At 47.8% G+C, this 18,856-nt stretch carries 19 protein-coding genes and 1 pseudogene; 7 read left to right on the top strand and 13 right to left on the bottom strand.

The features are described from left to right. Nucleotides 1–94: 94 nt before the first annotated feature. The gene (locus tag AC0LWN_RS02560; protein WP_474663065.1) at nt 95–988 is read left to right on the top strand and encodes an AraC family transcriptional regulator; all 894 of its coding nucleotides are present in this window, start codon (nt 95–97) and stop codon (nt 986–988) included. A 56-nt stretch (nt 989–1,044) separates the two neighbouring features. Here AC0LWN_RS02560 and bshB2 read toward each other — a convergent pair whose 3' ends face one another. After that, entirely contained in the window at nt 1,045–1,719 is a 675-nt protein-coding gene (gene bshB2, locus AC0LWN_RS02555; protein ID WP_474663064.1) for a bacillithiol biosynthesis deacetylase BshB2, read from the bottom strand. Between the two features lie 20 nt (nt 1,720–1,739). Next, nucleotides 1,740–2,084: a YojF family protein gene (locus AC0LWN_RS02550; RefSeq protein WP_474663063.1), complete on the bottom strand. Its 345-nt coding sequence runs from the start codon at nt 2,082–2,084 to the stop codon at nt 1,740–1,742. Nucleotides 2,085–2,272: 188 nt separating this feature from the next. Between AC0LWN_RS02550 and AC0LWN_RS02545 the strand changes: the two genes are divergently transcribed. From AC0LWN_RS02545 to AC0LWN_RS02535, 3 genes are all read left to right on the top strand, one after another. Continuing rightward, nucleotides 2,273–3,490, top strand: coding sequence for a sensor histidine kinase (locus tag AC0LWN_RS02545; RefSeq protein WP_474663062.1), 1,218 nt, complete (start codon nt 2,273–2,275; stop codon nt 3,488–3,490). Further along, nucleotides 3,477–4,166, top strand: coding sequence for a response regulator (locus tag AC0LWN_RS02540; RefSeq protein ID WP_474663569.1), 690 nt, complete (start codon nt 3,477–3,479; stop codon nt 4,164–4,166). The genes AC0LWN_RS02545 and AC0LWN_RS02540 overlap by 14 nt, the downstream gene beginning before the upstream one ends. 133 nt (nt 4,167–4,299) lie before the next feature. After that, nucleotides 4,300–4,815 (top strand): hypothetical protein, encoded by a 516-nt coding sequence (locus AC0LWN_RS02535; protein WP_474663061.1) that lies wholly within the window; start codon nt 4,300–4,302, stop codon nt 4,813–4,815. A 126-nt stretch (nt 4,816–4,941) separates the two neighbouring features. On the opposite strand, the gene AC0LWN_RS02530 is transcribed toward AC0LWN_RS02535, so the two are convergent. The 6 genes from AC0LWN_RS02530 to AC0LWN_RS02505 all read right to left on the bottom strand — a co-directional run bounded on the left by AC0LWN_RS02530 (nt 4,942) and on the right by AC0LWN_RS02505 (nt 11,513). Beyond that, nucleotides 4,942–7,197 (bottom strand): ATP-binding cassette domain-containing protein, encoded by a 2,256-nt coding sequence (locus AC0LWN_RS02530; RefSeq protein ID WP_474663060.1) that lies wholly within the window; start codon nt 7,195–7,197, stop codon nt 4,942–4,944. A gap of 166 nt (nt 7,198–7,363) precedes the next feature. After that, nucleotides 7,364–8,107 (bottom strand): amino acid ABC transporter ATP-binding protein, encoded by a 744-nt coding sequence (locus tag AC0LWN_RS02525; protein ID WP_474663059.1) that lies wholly within the window; start codon nt 8,105–8,107, stop codon nt 7,364–7,366. Nucleotides 8,108–8,122: 15 nt separating this feature from the next. After that, nucleotides 8,123–8,782: an amino acid ABC transporter permease gene (locus AC0LWN_RS02520; RefSeq protein ID WP_474663058.1), complete on the bottom strand. Its 660-nt coding sequence runs from the start codon at nt 8,780–8,782 to the stop codon at nt 8,123–8,125. Nucleotides 8,783–8,812: 30 nt separating this feature from the next. Next, nucleotides 8,813–9,583: an amino acid ABC transporter substrate-binding protein gene (locus AC0LWN_RS02515; protein WP_474663057.1), complete on the bottom strand. Its 771-nt coding sequence runs from the start codon at nt 9,581–9,583 to the stop codon at nt 8,813–8,815. A gap of 183 nt (nt 9,584–9,766) precedes the next feature. Next, nucleotides 9,767–10,840, bottom strand: a complete 1,074-nt coding sequence (locus AC0LWN_RS02510; RefSeq protein ID WP_474663056.1) for a hypothetical protein — start codon at nt 10,838–10,840, stop codon at nt 9,767–9,769. A gap of 103 nt (nt 10,841–10,943) precedes the next feature. Next, on the bottom strand, nt 10,944–11,513 hold the full coding sequence (locus tag AC0LWN_RS02505; RefSeq protein ID WP_474663055.1) for a TetR/AcrR family transcriptional regulator: 570 nt from the start codon (nt 11,511–11,513) through the stop codon (nt 10,944–10,946). Between the two features lie 170 nt (nt 11,514–11,683). Here AC0LWN_RS02505 and AC0LWN_RS02500 point away from each other — a divergent pair, with 170 nt between their 5' ends. Both AC0LWN_RS02500 and AC0LWN_RS02495 read left to right on the top strand, forming a co-directional pair. Further along, nucleotides 11,684–12,385, top strand: coding sequence for an SDR family oxidoreductase (locus AC0LWN_RS02500; protein WP_474663054.1), 702 nt, complete (start codon nt 11,684–11,686; stop codon nt 12,383–12,385). Nucleotides 12,386–12,639: 254 nt separating this feature from the next. Next, entirely contained in the window at nt 12,640–13,632 is a 993-nt protein-coding gene (locus AC0LWN_RS02495) for a glycoside hydrolase family 43 protein (RefSeq protein WP_474663053.1), read from the top strand. 64 nt (nt 13,633–13,696) lie between these two features. Here AC0LWN_RS02495 and AC0LWN_RS02490 read toward each other — a convergent pair. Together AC0LWN_RS02490 and azlC are read right to left on the bottom strand one after the other, a co-directional pair. Then, nucleotides 13,697–14,029 (bottom strand): annotated as a pseudogene (locus AC0LWN_RS02490) (branched-chain amino acid transporter permease). After that, nucleotides 14,010–14,741 carry an azaleucine resistance protein AzlC gene (azlC, locus tag AC0LWN_RS02485; RefSeq protein ID WP_474663052.1) on the bottom strand — a complete coding sequence of 244 codons (732 nt, stop codon included), beginning with the start codon at nt 14,739–14,741 and terminating at the stop codon, nt 14,010–14,012. The pseudogene AC0LWN_RS02490 and the gene azlC overlap by 20 nt, the downstream one beginning before the upstream one ends. A 107-nt stretch (nt 14,742–14,848) precedes the next feature. On the opposite strand from azlC, the gene AC0LWN_RS02480 reads away from it, so the two are divergent. Beyond that, nucleotides 14,849–16,231 (top strand): aminotransferase-like domain-containing protein, encoded by a 1,383-nt coding sequence (locus tag AC0LWN_RS02480; RefSeq protein WP_474663051.1) that lies wholly within the window; start codon nt 14,849–14,851, stop codon nt 16,229–16,231. Here AC0LWN_RS02480 and AC0LWN_RS02475 read toward each other — a convergent pair. From AC0LWN_RS02475 to AC0LWN_RS02465, 3 genes are all read right to left on the bottom strand, one after another. Further along, on the bottom strand, nt 16,228–16,773 hold the full coding sequence (locus AC0LWN_RS02475; RefSeq protein ID WP_474663050.1) for a GNAT family N-acetyltransferase: 546 nt from the start codon (nt 16,771–16,773) through the stop codon (nt 16,228–16,230). The genes AC0LWN_RS02480 and AC0LWN_RS02475 overlap by 4 nt on opposite strands. 64 nt (nt 16,774–16,837) lie before the next feature. Beyond that, nucleotides 16,838–17,836 (bottom strand): histidinol phosphate phosphatase domain-containing protein, encoded by a 999-nt coding sequence (locus AC0LWN_RS02470; protein ID WP_474663049.1) that lies wholly within the window; start codon nt 17,834–17,836, stop codon nt 16,838–16,840. 33 nt (nt 17,837–17,869) lie between these two features. After that, nucleotides 17,870–18,772, bottom strand: a complete 903-nt coding sequence (locus tag AC0LWN_RS02465; RefSeq protein WP_474663048.1) for a metallophosphoesterase family protein — start codon at nt 18,770–18,772, stop codon at nt 17,870–17,872. Between the last annotated feature and the right edge of the window lie 84 nt (nt 18,773–18,856).

The raw sequence follows: 18,856 nt of genomic DNA, 5'->3' as shown, positions 1-18,856 counted from the left end.
CAGGTATAATAATATCATCAACTCCTGATTGGTTGTGCAATTATATCTTTCATTAGTATAGAAATATCGTCATTTGGAAGGAAGGTGCGTTTGGATGGAAAAAAAGCTGCATGAGACCATCTTGTATCCTGATACTTCGTTTCCATATATTATGTACACGGCTTCTGCAATTGAAATGATCCCTGAGGGCAGAGGATTTAACGATTTACATTGGCACGAAGATCTGCAATTCACTTTAGTTACAAAAGGAACACTGGTAATACAAGTGAATGGTATTGATCATGTATTAGAAACAGGCCAGGCTATTTTTATTAATAAGGGCGTTCTTCATGTTACAACGGAGCTAAAACAGAATGGTCAATATGTCAGCTTTAACTTCCCTGAGAAACTGCTGGCTTTTTATGCAGATAGCACTATGGAAAAAAAGTATGTACTCCCTTATACAAATTCATTCTTATTGGCTTACGTAATCAAGGGTACTGCTGAATGGGAAGGTCAAGTCCTTGAAATGCTGCGGGAAATGAAAAAGAAATTCGATACGGGAAAAAACTGGGGATGGGAATATGAGGTTTCGATCAAAACCGTACAATTATGGTTAACCTTAATCTCCAATATTTCTCTTTCGTCTGAAGAAGCACCTAAATATTTCAAGCTGCAGCAGGAACGGCTTCAGGTTATGCTCAGTTTTATTCATCAGCACTACTCTAACAACATAACACTGCAAGAAATCGCTGATGTAGCACATCTGAGTGTTTCGGAATGCAATCGCAGTTTTAAGAGAACTATTCATATGACAGCTTACGATTATTTGATTAAGTACCGTATTAAGAAAAGCAGTGAACTGTTGATGTCAACCGATTATACAATAACCGAAATAGCCCAAAAGGTCGGGTTCAATCATGTAAACCACTTCATTCAATCCTTTAAAAAACATCATGAAAAAACACCTAGAGATTTCCGGAATTATAGAAATGAAATCATTGATTAATGTAAAGCGCCGAGAAATTAAAAAGAGAACGCCCGGTTAGGGACGCCCTCTTTGATTTAATCGAACCGGTATGTCCAAAATTGTTCTGTCCCGAACCGGTTCCGGATCTCCTCATCTGTCAGTTCCCGATTCCCAACAAGCTCCGCTGCCTGGAATTGCGTACGGTGTGCCTGAATTGAGGCCATTTTCTCGGCAAGAAATGCGGTCACGTCTATGGTTACGTCCGCTTTTCCGATCATCTGCTCGTGATTGCTGGAGAACGCGTTGCAATATACAAGTGGCCGCTCTGCTTCAGGGAGTTGGCTGATCGTTCGGATGACAGCGGCTCCTGTGGCATCGTGGTCAGGATGCACACTGTACCCTGGATAAAATGTGATAACTAGCGACGGGTTCAGTTCCTTGAGCAGCGCTTTGACTGTATTGTCCAGCAATTGCTGGTCTTCGAACTCGACCATTTTATCGTGGAAGCCTAGCATTCTTAAGTCTTGTATGCCAATCGCATTGCTAGATGCTGCAAGTTCTTCCTTACGGATGCCCGGTAAGGTGACACGGTTTGCGAACGGCGGAATCCCCATGTTTCGCCCCATCTCCCCTAAGGTCAGACAAGCATAGGTAACTTGAGCACCGCTTTGTATGTACATTGCTAACGTCCCTGCTGCAACGAATGATTCGTCGTCGGGATGGGGGAACACAACTAAAATGCGCTGATGTTCAGCTCGTGTAGTATTCATGGCTTCTCCTCTGCTTTTCATCAGAACTTTTCCCGGCTTAGTTGCAGTGCAACCATTAACTTTCCTTGACTGTCGTGCCCAGCCATGATGAGCCGCTCGTTATCTAACTCATCTACGTGTGTAAGGCCCTCGGCATAAATCCAGCCCTGTGTTGTCTTTAAGCCTATCCGGTATGGACCCGTGCCGGAGATGGAGCCATGTGTATATCGGACAACCGCATTGGAAATAAACGCTGACGCCGGGTGACGGGTACTGTCCAGGTGACTGGTGTAGGCTCCTGTTGTGACTTCAAGGTGTACATATAAATCCTGACCGGCAAGGCGGTCGATCCGGGCTTGTATCTCTGGTGGATGAATCGGTTGCATGGTAGCCTCCTTGTGTGTGATAACGTGAAGTATGGTGTTATTTTAACACAATAAAGCAGCATTTTTAATGATGCCTAACCATGTTTTTTGTCCTTGTTGTGGCGAGTCCAGGGATACTGCCTCTACTGTATCGTCAAGAAATTCCGTCTCTATGCTACAATAAAGAAAGACTGGAGGATGAATTGAAAATGTCTTTTTGGTCCCATCACAGAAATTCCTTAACTGCAGGCATTATTCTGCTGATTGTGTTTATAAGACTACTGCCCGATGAGATGTGGGCAAGATGGATCACATTCATGCTGTATCTGATTTATATTCTCGGTTTGTGGGGAGTTCACGTGTTGTCCTCCACCCGAATGCGAGGTCTGTTGTCTATCCTTCTCTATGCGGCGTTGATTGGATACTGGTTGGCTTTTCCCGGTCAGATAGCAATACTACTGTCTCTGCAAGGTGTGCTAATCAGTTACAGCGCGCTGAAGCTGACTAACTGGACAGCCGAGCTTCTATGCTTATCCTTCACGCTGTTAACGTTTCAGCTTTTAGTGCTGTATGACAGTCAAACCTGGGAGATACTATTAAGGGAGAATCTCTTCGTTTATGTCGGTTTGTTCGTGGGGTTTCGCTTGATCCGGCTAAGAAGACTTCGGCAGCAGGAGCAACTCCGGTATACGGAGGAACTGGCGGTAATGCATAAGGAATTGACGGAGACACACACAAAACTGCAGCAGGCCCATGAGGAACTGGAGCTGGCGACCGTGCAGTCGCTGCGTTACGCAGTGCTGGAAGAACGCAGCCGGATTGCCCGTGACATTCATGACAGCATCGGACATCGTCTAACGTCCGTTATTGTGCAGCTGCAGGCGCTCCCCTATGTCCTGAAAACCGACGAAACGCAAGAATCGGAACAAATTGTAAAAAATGTGCTGGAAGTGGCGCGCGGTTGCCTGCAAGAGGTGCGTTCTGTCGTGCATAATCTCGGAGCCGACGGGACAGGTGCCGGTCTCGTCTCGCTGCGCAGCCTTGTTCAGCATACCACTGTTCCTTCCAGCTTGGAGATTCATCTGGATATGGAGGAACAGGCTGATCAAGAGAATTGGCCGCTGGAAATCGCCGTCGTGCTGTACCGCTGTCTACAGGAAGCGTTGACCAATACGATTCGTCATGCAAATGCGCAGAAGGTAGACATCTCTGTGACGCAGAGTGAGAATGCTGTAGAATTCCATTACCAGGACGACGGTATACTTACGCCAGGCAGCGATTGGCAAGAAGGCTTTGGATTGGGCGGCATTCGGAAACGATGCCAGGATGCGGGCGGACATTGCATGATTACAGTGAAAGAGCCGCATGGTATGGTGATTGATATCTGGCTTCCACTGGAGGCCAAGGAGGAACATAGACTTGGATAATTCACGTATTTTGCTGGTTGACGACCAGCCGCTTGTGCGGCAGGGCATGAAATATATTATTAGCGCCCAACCCGATATGGAGGTAGCCGGCGAAGCCAGCAACGGCCTGGAGGCCATTGATTTGGCGTTAAAATTGGACCCGCATCTCATTCTGATGGATGTACAGATGCCTAAGTGCAGCGGAATAGAGGCTGCACGGCAGATTTTGCAGCAGCGGCCCGGCTGTAAAATTGTCATCTTGACTACCTTTGATACGGAGGAATACATTCTTGACGGCATTCGCGCCGGCGCCATTGGTTATCTGCTCAAGGATACTGAAGCTGAGGACCTGCTGGCCGCAATTCGGGGTGCGCTTCGCGGCGAAGTGATTTTCCGGACGGCACACGCTGCGAAGCTGATCGGACAGGCACTAGAGAAACAAGGCACGCCCTGGACTCTTCAGCAATCAAATCCGCATTCGGCTGAACAGACTGACCTGAAGCAGATGTTTACCAACCGCGAGCTGGAGGTGCTTCAGCAAATGGCTTATGGTCTTCGCAACGAAGCAATCGCCGCCAAGCTATTCCTAAGCGAGAGTACCGTCAAGACACATGTGCACCGGATTTTGCAGAAATTCGACGTCCAGGATCGCACGCAGGCCGTGGTATATGCTATCCGGAACAGAATAGTGGAATAGACGAGCAGCACCTTCCCCTATCCATCTACAGGTGGATGAGCGAATGCAAAAATCAAACGGCAGGTGGACGTGGTAACTCCTTGCATAAGGTTATGATGAAGCTATCAACTGACCTGCAAGGAGGAGTTTCATCATGACAACCAGCCATTGGATCTCAACATTTGCTATTTTTGCCGTGCTCGTGATAAGTGTATACGGCCGTAAGTCATTTAATCTGGTTCGCTTGCTCTTGCCTATTCCTATTCTGGCCTACTTTGGATCAACGTATTTAAAGGATATCCCTAAGGGCGGAAATAATGGATGGCTGCTCGCAGCTTTTATCCTGTTCGGCGGCCTAATCGGTCTACTTCTCGTTTTACTAGCCCGTGTAGAATATGATTCAAAGGCTGGAAAATCGTATATTTCAACTGGTATACCTAGCATTGCGGTGTTGTCCATAATCTTTGTTCTGCGTGTTATTCTAATCGAGTGGGTCACGCATAATGGACAAGAAGCTTACAATTTCTCAATAAAACACCATTTTGATCTTAATCTGCTTGGACCGATTTTTATACTAATGGCTACAGCAATGATTATTGTTCGTGTAAGTGGCATATTCATCAGAGTCGCACAGAGCAAATCTAGAACATTGACTAAACGGGTTGTATAAATCATCTCTGCGAACAGCAAAACTTTATCGCAGGGATAGATACACTTATTTCGGCTAAAAAGCCTGTTTATTGGACCAGGTTCTTGTCCCGTCAAAGGAGAAGGACTTGGTCCCTTTTTTAATGTATTACATTAAGTATCTTCCCGTTATCGACTGCTTCGAATGGATGATCTGCGAAGGTGTGCCCTCGAACACCACCTGGCCGCCTTTGCTGCCTCCATCCAGTCCCATATCGATAATCCAATCTGCTTGGCTGATCACATCGAGGTTGTGTTCGATGACGATCACCGTATTGCCGGTATCTACGAGGCGGTTCATGATCTCTACAAGGTGCCCAATATCTGACATATGAAGGCCGGTCGTCGGCTCGTCCATTACATAAATGCTGCCCTGCTTATGCAACTCACTTGCCAGCTTGATGCGTTGGCATTCCCCTCCTGAGAGCGAACTGAGCGGCTGGCCGAGTGTAATATAGTTGAGTCCCACATCGCTCATCGCCTGGAGCTTGCGCACAACCTCTTTTAGCTGAAAAAAGTCCAGTGCCTGTTCCACAGTCATCTCCAGCACATCTGCAATTGACTTGCCGTTCAGCTTGTACGCAAGCACCTCTTCCTTGAACCGTCTGCCTCCGCATACTTCGCATGGCAGCTTCACACTCTCGAGGAATGCCAGGTCTGTATACACAACACCGAGCCCCTGGCAGTTCTCGCAAGCGCCCTTGGAGTTGAAGCTGAACAAGCCTTGATTCACCTTGTTCGCGGAAGCAAACGCCTTGCGCACATCATCCATAATGCCCGTGTAGGTCGCGGGGTTCGAGCGGGTTGACACTCCTATTGCCGATTGGTCGATAACGATCGCATCCGGATGCTGGCTGAGGAATACTTCGTTAATCAGCGTACTTTTGCCTGAGCCGGCGACACCTGTAACTACTGTCAGTACTCCTGTTGGGATATCCACACTCACATTCTGCAGGTTGTGAAGTGTAGCTTCCTTAATAGGCAGCTTGGCGGTTGGCTGTCTGAAATCGTGCTTCACCTGGAGCGGTCTCTTCATATAGTTGCCTGTCAGCGTACCTGCCTCCAGCAGTCCCTGGAAGCTTCCTTCATACACGATGGTACCGCCGTGGCTGCCTGCATGGGGCCCGACGTCGACAATATGATCCGCCAGCTTGATTACATCGGGATCATGCTCGACAACAATTACGGTATTGCCCTTGTCACGCAGCTTCTGAAGCAATTCATTTAACCGGTGTACATCACGGGGGTGCAAGCCAATACTAGGCTCATCGAAGATGTAAGTGACCTCTACGAGACTGCCGCTCAGGTGCTTCACCATCTTGACGCGCTGTGACTCGCCGCCGGACAAAGTATCCGTCTCGCGGTCCAGCGTCAGGTAGTCAAGTCCGATATCCACCAGATGCTGTAGCCGCTCCGTCAGCGACTTGACGACCGGCGCGGCGGCAGGATCGTCAATCTCCCGAATGACGCGAATAAGCGATCCGGCCTCCATGGAGGACAGCTCTGCAATATTAAATCCATTGATCCGGCAACTGAGCGCGGCCTGACTGAGTCTCGCGCCGTGACAACTGGAGCAGGGACCCTCGGAGATGTACGGCGCAACAGCCTTCTGTGTGCGCTCGGACTTCATCTTCACATCCTGCTTGATGTATTTGTTGGTGAACTTCTCAATGACGCCTTCCACTGTAATATTCATTGCCTTCCCGGCGAAATCCATCTTCACTTTCCTTGCCTTGGCGTACAGCAGCTGCTCCAGTTCCTCCTCCGAATAATCGCTCAGCTTCTTGTCGGGATCGAAGTCCCCCGACTGCAAGATCATGTTCAACTCCCAGCCGCCCATCGAATAATCCGGCAACAGAATTGCCCCTTCATTGAGCGACTTTGACATGTCCAGCGCTTTGCTCATGTCAACCCCCAGCCTGCGGCCGATGCCGCTACAATCGGGGCACATGCCTTGCGGATCGTTAAATGAGAACATGTTAGCTTGGCCAATATAGGGCTGACCTACTCGGGAGAAAAGAAGACGAAGAATTGGCGAGATATCGGTAATCGTGCCCAGCGTGGAATGAGAACCGCCGCCCAGCCGCTTCTGATCTACAATAACCGCCATGCTCAGGTTCTCAATCGCGTCTGTATCCGGCTGCGGAACGCGGGGCAGGAAATTACGCACGAACATGCTGAAGTTCTCATTCAGCAATCGCGTGGATTCTGCAGCAATCGTATCAAAGACGATTGATGACTTGCCGGACCCGGATACTCCGGTGAAGATCGTGATTTTCCGCTTCGGAATGCGCAAGGATACGTTCTTAAGATTATTCTCTCTCGCACCCGAAATTACGATATACTCCTGATTTGATTCGCTCATGTCAACATCCTTCCGGGTAGTGTTAATGGACACCGTTTTGTCACACTTAGATTATAGGCGACCACTTGGTGTTGTGTCATCAGGATTAATATACCCTCATACAAAAGAAACCCGCAAAAAAAGTGCATAGCCGCCGCCATGCACTTTCCCAGATTCTCATATTCTTCTAATCCTGTTGTAAAAACGTCCGGGTCCGCTCAAGCCGCGGGCTGCCAAAGATCTGCTCCGGTGTTCCCGATTCGGCAATTTCCCCGTTGTCCATGAAGAATACACGGTCCGCCACATCGCGGGCAAAGTTCATCTCATGCGTGACGATCATCATCGTCATGTTCTCCTCCGCAAGCTGGCGGATAACCCGCAGCACCTCGCCGGTCAGCTCGGGATCAAGCGCCGATGTTGGCTCGTCAAACAGCAGAATGTCCGGGTTCAGCATCAGCGCTCTGGCGATAGCTACCCGCTGCTTCTGCCCGCCCGACAGCATGGAAGGGTACACGTCCGCCTTATCGGCAAGACCCACCTTGGAGAGCAATTCCATGCTTTTGGCGGTAATATCCTGAACACTCTCCCGCTTCAGCGTTCTCGGAGCAAGCTCCAGATTCCCCCGTACGCTCAAGTGGGGGAACAGATTAAAGTGCTGAAACACCATGCCCATGGTCGCGGTGATCTCCCTTATGTCCGCGCCACTAGCGTATTTGCCGTTCTCTACCAGCGGCTTGCCGTGGATTAAGATGCTTCCGCCGGTAACCTCCTCCAGATGGACAAGACTGCGCAGCATCGTGCTTTTTCCGGAGCCGGAAGGCCCGATCACCGCTACAACCTCTCCCGGGCTCACATCAAAGGTAATCTTTTTCAATACATCTAGACTGCCAAAGGATTTCTGCAATTGTTTGACTTCAATCATACTACTCATAGTTGGACAGCCCTTCTACTCAAATTTGAAACGTTTCTCCAGTGCCTTGAAGAACAGCGTCAGTATTAGTGTCATCAGCAAATAAATAACGCCGGCTACTACAAATGGGGTCACCGTAAAATCACGGTTCACCGCCGTCTTCGCGTAATTCAGCAGCTCCGGTACGGCTACGGCATATAGCAAAGCGGTGTCCTTGACCAGGGTAATCGACTCATTGGCTACCGCGGGCAAGGCGATCCGGAACATTTGGGCGAGAATTACCTTGCGCAGGGTCTGCCATTTGCTGAGCCCGAGAACCTTGGCCGCTTCATGTTGTCCTTTATCAATTGAGAGCAGCCCGCCGCGGAAGATCTCGGCAAAATAAGCGCCATAATTAAGGATAAAACCAAGACTGGCCGCGACGAAGCGGTCCAAGACCAGATACTGACCAATCACCGGAATCTGCGGCAATCCGAAGCAGAAGAACAGCAGCTGCAGCAAAAGCGGAGTTCCGCGCATGACGTAAATATAAGTGTGTGCAATCCAGGCCAGCGGTTTGATGGTGCTCTTGGCCATCAGCGTCACCAGCATTCCAAGCGGAATGGACAGCACGATGACAATCAGGAACAGCAGAACGGTCGTCCGCGCACCCTCCAGCATTGGTCCGGCAATTTTAATAATATAATCCATATTCATTTCTACAACCGACTCCTATGGGTAACAATCTTAGTTCAGTACTTTGTTCTCTCCGAACCACTTCTTGGATATTTCGGCAGCCTTTCCGTCACTGCTCAGTTCGTCCAGAGCCTTCTGCAGCTCAGTCAGCAGCGCTTCATTGCCCTTCTTTATCCCGATGCCGTATTGCTCAGGTGCAAGCGATTCAGCCAGCAGCTTGTAAGTGCCCGGTTCCTTGGACATGTAATATTTAGCCACCACTTCATCGATGACCACTCCATCCAGCCGTTTGGACTTCAAGTCCGTCAGGGCAAGCACATTGTCCGGAAATTCGGATACATTCGCAATCTTCGCTTTGACCGGGCTGGAATTCAGGGCATCGGCAGCAGATGAGAGACTTTGCAGTCCGACTTCTTTTCCGGCCAGATCATCCAGCTTCGTTAACGATGAATCCGCCAGCACGACAACAACCTGGCTGTTCTCCAGATAAGGCTTAGTAAACAGCACCTTCTCCTTGCGCTCGTCCGTTATGGTGTAGCCGTTCCAAATCATATCAATGCGCCCGCTGTTCAGCTCCGATTCCTTGGACGACCAGTCAATCGGCTGGAAGGTAACCTCTTTACCCATTTTCTCAGCCGCCGCTTTCGCATAGTCAATATCAAAACCGACAATTTCATTGTTATCATCCCTGAAGCCCATCGGGGCAAACTTATCATCTATGCCAATTACCAGCTTGCCGTCATGGCCGTTTGAACCGGAGCAGCCTGCTATTGCTGCAATTGCCATAACTATTAATAGAACCATTAAGCCTTTTCTCTTCATCTCTCTAATCCCCCTAGTAAGTAACACACAGTATCATACGCTTTAGTTCGTTAACACGTTATCAGGTTATCATGATAACATATCATGTGAGCTGCGTCGATAGCAACATAATAATAGAAATGCAAAAAGTGACTCTCTACGAAAGAGGGTCACTTTTTTACGCTATCTTATGTTCCTTTAAAGCTACATTTGATAAATGTATTTGACCTTGTTATTGATGAAGTATAAGTACACGTTGCCGTAAACGAGATATCCCAAATCTTCGTTAATGCTGTCAGGCTCGCCCCAGGAAAGGAAAACCTCCTCCGGCTTCATACCGACGATTACCCTCTCTTCACGGATAGCCGTCCATGCTTTGTCGCTGATGTCTAAGAAACTACGCGGATTTTTAAAATAAAAAAGTCCGGTAATGTATTCATACCGGTTACCGCTCGGCTCTATCTTCATATTGATATCCTGACCATTTGCCCGGCGGATGATGATCTCCAGATTTCCATTATTAGGATTGGAACGGAGGTCTTTGATCGAAACCTTCTCCATATTCTTAAAAGGGCTGTTGGGAATTTCCGAGTTTATCACCCATACAGTCTGCCCGTTAAAGAAATTCCTAAGTGCTTGGAGCAGTTCTCCGGTGTACAGGGTATAGTTCTCATAGGTGTCCAAATCCAGTGTCCAAATGGTTCCTGCTTCATTCTGCATGGTGAAGGTCAGGCTGATATCATCATACTGGACGTCTGTCACCCAATGGCTACCTGGATGCCCGTACAGGTAGACCTTTTTGCCGACAGCCAGGCCCATGCTACCAGGCAGCTTACTGATCGCGTACAGCATGCTATTGCTCTTCGCCTTGCCCTCCTCAGTGCTCCAGATGAACAAAGATGTCGCGCTGGAGGCGTATTTGCCGTCAATGGCTCCGAGCTTAAGCAGCGTTTTGAAGGCGACATAATTAGAGTTGTTGTACAGGACAGAGTTGTCCTTGCTTAGCTTGGTGCTTCCTTTGCTGCCACTAATGGTTACAACAGAGCCTGCAGAGGCAACAGAAATATCCGGGATCTGATTCAAAAGCTTCACCGGCACATATGAAGAGCCGTTGACGAGCACTGACTTGGAAGCCGAGATAATAAGCTTGCCGTCTACAAAGGTTGAGATTTCCTCATAAGACGGTGAAGCGGCTGCAGCGGCCCGTCCGGTACCCGCAGGATAGCCCAGTCCTACTACGAGCAGCAGGGCGGTGAGCAGCATTACAATTTTTTTCATAGGTATTCTATTTCCTTCCCCCAATGATGTATGCTGTCCGGCTGAATGCCGGAGCAGCTCAATAGTGATTTCGACGGGAGACCAATAATTTCCTCCATTAATTTCAATGGAGTCCCAATACACTCTTGGCCTGTTTTTTCCCTGACTCAAGAATGCTGTCACTCACTACGGGATCCTTTATACCTCTGGCGAGTATAAGCGATCCAATCATAATGCTGAGCACTTCCCCGCCGGAAGACTTGTCACAGCCTGCAATCTCTGAGATGAAGTCAATAAACCGCTCCAGCTCTTGACTAAATACTTCACGTATCTCTTCTGAAGACTGGGCTATTTCACCAGAAAGCGTTGGTATAATACAGCCTCCCTCGATATTATCCCGATGGGCTGCACTCAAATATTGATTAATAACCGCATCAAATTTCGAATTATCATTCTCCTCCAGCGCAACTGTCCGCAAAGTATCCAGTGTATGATTTACAATACTGCTGCACGTTTCAGCGATCAGTTGTTCTTTGCTTGCGAAATGCGAATAAAATCCCCCATGCGTTAAACCAGCCCCCTTCATGATAAAAGGGACACTTGTCTCTCTAATCCCATTTTTTCTAAAAGCTTGAGCAGCACTGTCAAGAATACGAGCGCGAACCTTAGCTTTATGGCCTACTGGATATGGCATTTCAACACCCTCTTTAATTTGAATCAAAATATTATATTCATCATATTATCATATTTCAGTTGTTCAGACACTGGTTAATGTGCAATGACAATTGTTGACCTTTTAAAATATGATGACTATAATATATTATGATCATCATATTTTAAGGCGATGGAAAAGGAGCGAGTACAATGGATATTTCTCAACAAGTAGCTTTAGTTAGTGGAGCCAACCGGGGGTTCGGTAAGTATTTGTCTATGGAACTCTTAAAAAGGGGTGCAAAAGTATATGCTGGCGCAAGAAACCCGAATTTGGTCAACATTCCTGGAGCCATTCCTTTGCAGCTTGACATCACAAATCCCGGCTCCGTAAAGGCTGCGGCGGAAGCTGCTCAAGATGTTACTCTGCTTATTAATAACGCCGGTTCGTCAACTGGAGCCTCTTTTCTAACAGGCAGCTTGGACGATATCCAGTTAGAATTTAATACCCATGTATTCGGCACGCTTTCAGTGATTAAGGCTTTTGCACCTCTTATCGAGAAAAATGGCGGCGGATCAATTTTGAATATTTTATCCGTATTATCATGGTTCAGTTCAGACAGTGCGGGAGCCTACTCGGCTGCAAAGTCTGCTGAATGGGCAATGACTAATGCTCTACGATTAAGTTTAGCCCCCCGAAATATCACAGTCGCCGGGTTACACGTAGGTTATATGGATACTGACATGACTGAAAGATTAAATGCCCCTAAGTCTGATCCAAAAGAGATTGCCAAAATTGCAGTAGATGGTATTGAGGCCGAGCTTTATGAAATCCTTGCCGATGAGATCAGTAAGAAAGTGCAAAAAGGTCTTGCCGGCGGCGTTAAAGCTTTATATCCGGAATTAACAAAATAAAGCAACACAATATTTGAACTCTCTTAGCCGGGGGCTGGAGATCTCTGCGCTTCACCTGGAGATCCTCCAGCCCCCCACGGTTATAACATGTAAAGTTTATCGGGTATAAACTATAATTTTCTATATTCACAGGGCCACCTTTTCCTGCTAACATCATTTGTAAGCGGTTAAATTAGCATATACTTCCGAAGCGGTTGTTGTACGAACCTGAATCTGTGAAGCATTGCTGACAAAAATATTTAGGAGGAAATGACGTGACCAAGCCTGTGCAGCCAAATGAGCCGATTGTAACTCATATGTATACCGCGGACCCTTCCGCACATGTATTTGAAGACAAAATTTATATTTATCCCTCTCATGACCTCGATCAAGAGATGGTCTCTAATGACAACGGCGATCAATACAATATGGAGGATTATCATGTTCTGTCCTTGGAAGAAGAAGGCTCCGTTTGCGTAGATCACGGCGAAGTGCTTCATCTGAAGGATGTTCCGTGGGCCAAGCAGCAAATGTGGGCCCCTGATGCCGCATACAAGAACAATACCTACTATTTGTATTTCCCGGCTAGGGACCATGATGATATTTTCCGGATTGGCGTAGCGACAAGCTCCTCCCCTTCGGGGCCATTTAAGCCTGAACCGGACTATATTCCCGGCAGCTTCAGCATTGATCCCGCCGTACTCGTCGATGACGATGGCAAAGCCTACATTTACTTTGGCGGCCTGTGGGGAGGCCAGCTTGAAAAATGGCAGACAGGCACATTTATCGCGGATGCCGAGGGGCCGGACGCAGCAGCACCTGCACTTGGGCCAATCGCAGCGGAATTGAGCGAGGACATGCTGAGCTTCAAGGGCGAAGCCAAAGAAATATCCATTGTCGATGCGAATGGTGATCCGATCCTTGCCGGCGATGAAGAGCGAAGATATTTTGAAGGTCCATGGGTACATAAATATAACGGTTATTATTATCTTTCTTATTCCACCGGCACTACCCACACTATTGTTTACGCTATCAGCAAAAATCCGCTTGGGCCTTATGTATATCAAGGAAAGATCCTTACACCGGTGGTAGGCTGGACAACGCACCATTCCATTGTTCAATTTAAGGAAAAATGGTATTTGTTCTACCATGACAGCTCCTTATCCGGGGGAGCCGACAATAAGCGCAGCGTGAAATATACGGAGCTGAAATACAACGATGACGGCACCATTCAAACCATTCATCCATACAAGGATGCCATAGAATAGTTACAGAACAAACGGCTGTGCCGCCTTTCAAGGTCGGTGCAGCCGTTTCTGTACAATTTCCGCTTCAGAACACAAATTGAACCAGGAGCATATAGAGCAGTGTGCCGCCAGCGATGGATATCAACATATTTCTTTTCTAGATATGAAGCCAAATAATTAGGGCAATGGAAGTCAATTCGGGTACACCGTGGTTCCCGGAGAAAATGGTGATATCCTTGATGCTGTAGATCACTAGCAAACCTAGAGCCGCCGAAGGCAGCACTTTGCCGAGATATTGCACATACTTTGGTGCGGGACGTCCCGAGGGGAACAGGATAAATGGAATGAATCGGGTCAGCATCGTTCCCAGGACAACCATCCCTATCGTGATGATTTTCTCAAGCAAGGTCATGGACATCATGTCCTTCATCTGCCTTTCTGTCTGGAGATTTTCTCATAAGGGAAAGAACAAGAAGAAGACCGATCATAGATGGAACGATAAAGCTGCCACTGCCCCAGATAAGCAAGCAAACGATGGAGATGCCTAAACCCAACAATGCACTGTGATGTGTGCTCTCTTTCATCCATTGTTCAATAAAGATAACCACAAAAAGAGCCGTCATTACGAACTCAAGACCTTCCATATTGATGTGAACCAATGAACCGAATATTCCGCCAATGGCAGCGCCGAGTATCCAGTAGCTATGATTAAGCGCGGTCACGAAAAACATGTACCACCCCTTGTCCACTTCCTTGGGGATGTTTGCCGTGTAATTGATTGAAAACGATTCATCACACATTCCGAAAATCAGATAGAACTTTTTGAGTCCGGTCCCCCTGTATTTCTCAAGCATGGATATGCCATAAAATAAATGCCGGGCGTTGACCATTAAGGTCATTAGCAGGGCACCTAGTGGATTGAACGGACCGAGCAGCAGGTTCACTGCAACAAATTCCATGGATCCGGCAAAAATAAGCAGAGCCATTAGGATCGCATATCCCGCGCCAAAGCCGGATACATTCATGAAAATGCCGTAGGCAATCCCTAGAAACAGGAAGCCGGCCAGTATGGGGACTGTGGATGGAAAAGCCGATTTAAATGCCAATTGAAGCTCACTTCTGTTTATCATGGTTTGCATAACTCCTTGACAAGATTGTTTTTCTTCGTTAGTTTAGCAATGTCAATCCATACAATCAACGATGGAATTGTATGCATTACAATATTAGGAGGTGTGCTATGCCATACAATTCGTTTGAACATTATCCGATGTCGTGGAAGCCAGACAGAGATAGATTGACACGGCCGCTTTACCGCTCTCTCGCCCTGCTGCTGGAGCATGACATTACGCATGGATTTTTGGCTCCGGGCACAAAGCTTCCCCCTCAACGGGAGCTGGCCGATTTTCTGGATGTGAACTTCACAACAATTACACGCGCATACAAGCTTTGTGAGCTGAAAGGATTAATTCATGGTGTAACCGGTAATGGTACCTTTGTCTCTGCGAACGCGGCCCAATCAATTACCATTTCGAAGGCTCCATCTTCCAACGCATCTATTGATCTTGGTTTTGTGGCCTCATTCGAACAGACCAATGAGCTGGTTGCCGAGACCGTTAAGAATGTAGTGGAGAAAAAATATCTGGAGCAGTTGTTGAATTACAATGATCCTGCAGGTATTCCGCATCAGAAATTGGCCGCGCTCAATTGGATGAAGACCTTTGGTGTCCAAGCTGAAACTGAACATGTGGCCATCGTTTCGGGAGCGCAAAATGCCCTGGCGATTACTCTCCTTGCACTGTTTGAGCCCGGGAATCGAATTGCGGTTGATATGTATACGTTTGCTAATTTTATTGAAATTTCCAAAATGCTCCGCATCAAACTAGTCCCTATTCAGGGTGATGATTGTGGAATGCTGCCTGAAGCTCTGGAAGACCAGTGTTCTCACTTGAATATACACGGGGTGTTCTTGATACCTTCCTGTGCCAATCCTACGACCATTATGATTCCGGAGCAACGAAAAAAGGAATTGGCTCAGGTCATTCAAAAGCATCGTTTGATCCTGATCGAGGACGACATTCACGCCTTTTTGTCAGCGGGCATTATTGAGCATTATGCTAAGCCGATGTATCAGCTGCTTCCTGAACAAACGGTTTATATTTGCAGCACCTCCAAGTCCATCTGCTCGGGTCTTCGAGTGGCCTATATCGTGTTTAACGAAGCCTTCAAAGACAAAATGATGAAGGGCATATACAACGTTAATGTCAAGACATCCTCACTCGACACTGAGATCATAACCGAGCTGATTCTGTCAGGAAAGGCAAATACGATTGTTGCAGAGAAAAAACAACTGGCTCAGACGGCCAACCAGTTGTTTGCCCAGTTCTTCCCAAGCGCACCCCGCATGGGACATCCGCTTAGCTTTTATAGATGGCTTCCTTTGCCAAAAGCTAGGCGCGAAGCTTATTTCCTGGATCGGGGGATTCGTGTATACCATTCCAATCGGTTTCTGAGCGGAGGTAATGCGGAAGAGAGCTATCTAAGAATAGCTCTTTCTTCCACTGGTTCTTTGGAGGAATTAAGAAGAGGCCTAGAGATTTTAAGAGGTCTGGTTAGCAATTAAGATTTAGCATTTACAATTCCGTAATGAATAAGGTCTTCAAATTTATTTTCTTTATATACATGCTGTAATAGTACGCCTTCTTGCACCATGCCCGATTTTTGCATAACCCGTCCAGAGCCTGGATTTGAAGCAAAATATCTCGCGTATACTTTGTGGTAATGCTTTTCTGAAAAAGCAAACTGAATGACCGCTTTTGTTGCTTCAGTTGCATACCCCTTCTCCCAATTGTCCTCACCTATCCAATATCCAAGCTCGCCGTTTCTGTGTGTTTGGTTATTGGTGAGTCCTATGGCTCCATAAAGCTCGTTAGTACTTTTGTCAGTAATGGCAAACTCATATGATTTGTTATTGTTGAAATTATCTTCATGTGTCTGAATCCAAGATATTGCACATTCAATGGGGTATGGATAAGGCAGAGTCAATGTACTTTTATAGATATTGTAGTTATTGCAGAGCCCGGAGACACGTTGTGCATCAGATAATTCAAAGGGTCTTAAAATCAATCTTTCGGTAGTAATTGTTCTTTTCTCTTGATTGTACATTGATTTACCTCCGTCACTTCTGCCCTTTCTATATTTTCTTTAGTTCACCTTATATATTTAGTCGTTACATAAGTTCGTGCCGGCTCCGCTGCCGATTCTGGAAGGTTACAATTTCCCGCAGCCCCGCCTGCTTCAGCAGCTCCAATTGCTGATCCGCATAGCAGCCGAGGTCGTCAGGAAAGTGGGCATCGGTAGAAGTTGTGAAAAGTACCCCCTTGGCCGCCAATACCGCCAGAAAAGCTAGACTTGGGCACATTTCCTGGATCGGATAGCGGTACAACATTCCGGCGTTGATCTCGGTAGCCGTATCATGCTCGACCAGCAGATCTGCAATCCGCTCATACATCGGCAGCAGCCGCTGCTCGTCCGGGCGGTAGTTGAAGGCCTTCAGGTTATCCAGGTGGGCAACAATATCGAACAGGCGCGAAGAAATCGCACCACCGACAAGCTCGAAGAACCGGGTATAGAGAGCTTCCAAGTCGAATTGTTCAAAATGCTTCTGCGTCGCCGGATTGTCAAAGCCCCAGCCATCAACAAAATGCACCGAGCCGATGACATAGTCGTACGGCTGTTCCTCCAAGATCCTGCTTAGCTCCTGCTCGCAGCCCGGGAAATAATCGGCCTCAATGCCGAGCCGCAGCTCAATCCCTTCTTGCCGCCACTTCTCCTTCTGGCTCTGAATGCAAGCTGCAAATTCGTCCACATCCGCTATGCACACCTGTTCCAGCCATTCCCGCTGCAAGCGGCCTATCGGGCTATTATCCAGAAGCATGTGCTTCTCGGAATAAGCTTTATATTTCTTGAATCGGTATAGATGATCGACGATGCCGACAGTGTGCATACCGCGCTCCTTGGCTTGCTTCAGGTACAAGTCCAGCCACTCACCGGTATAAGCCCCGCCTGCAATGCGCCGTTCCAGCAGACAAAAGCTTTCCTGCATCCAGGCCAGTGTGTGTTTCTTCTCACCGCTGTCAGCCATAGCTGTCAGACTCTCCAGTGTACGCTGCAGCCACCTTGGCGAATACGGCCCTTCTTCCAGATGAAGATGAAAATCTACCTTCATTTTGTAAGTCCTCCTGATATATTCCTGTCAACGCTAGTCAATTACGCTGCCATCCTCCAGCCTGATCCAAGTCTCGAAGCGCCGTTCTCCTTCCAGAAGCTGAATGATCCGTGCGCCCCGCTGCAGCGCCCCATATGTGTTATGCCCGGTAACCCGGCCATAGGCCAGCGTAATTCCGTGCAGATTACCTATGTAATCATTGTCATGATCATGCCCGGCGAAGGCTGCCATCACATCCCCCGCTTCCAGCATTGCCGCGAACCAGCCGCTGTTCACTTTGGAGCAGCAGACCATTTCGCCTTTTCTCCCCGCAACTCTTCCCGATTGCCACACTTCATGATACTCAGGAATGGGAATGTGCATAAAAGCCAGCGCAGGCAGCGCCCCGCCGTTTCTCTCCCGGATCTTGGCTGATTCCCGGGTATACCAGGCAATCTGATCGGGGTGAATCCAGGCATATCCGCCAATTGCTTCAGGCGCATATTCACCCGAATCCACGAAATACAGTGCTGCTGCTTCCCGGTCTCCGGTATGGCTGAAGAGCGGCAGCACATAGTTACCAGTACCGTGGATCTCTTCCGGCCCCGCTTCGGCCATGCATAACTCATATTCTGTCAAAATCTCCTGCAGCTCCGGCCGGGTCACTCCCTTCTCCGAATCGTGGTTGCCATAGATCACGGCAAATGGCGTTTCCGCCCGTGCCGCAACCTCAATGACCCTGCGGAAGGTGGCCTTTGGGTCCACCGTATCATGGCTGTAAATCAAGTCGCCGCTGAACACTACCAGATCCGGCTGCTCGGTTTCCATAATGCGCTCCATAAGAGCCAGTGTCCGGGCATCATGCTCCGGGTTGATCCCGTCTTGAAGATGAATATCGGTAAATTGCACAATCTTAAAGGTTCCATCCGTGTGGAAGGAGAGACGTCGCTTGTTCATTTTGAACCTCCTGGGATTCAAATTCTCATTTTGAGATATCTGTGTTGTATTGTGTGTGATTAGTTTGTTTATTGTGTTCTTTTC

This window comes from Paenibacillus sp. sgz302115 (genome assembly GCF_056120445.1).
The sequence above is the reverse complement of the archived record's forward strand: the minus strand, read 5'-3'. Positions and strand labels throughout refer to the sequence as shown.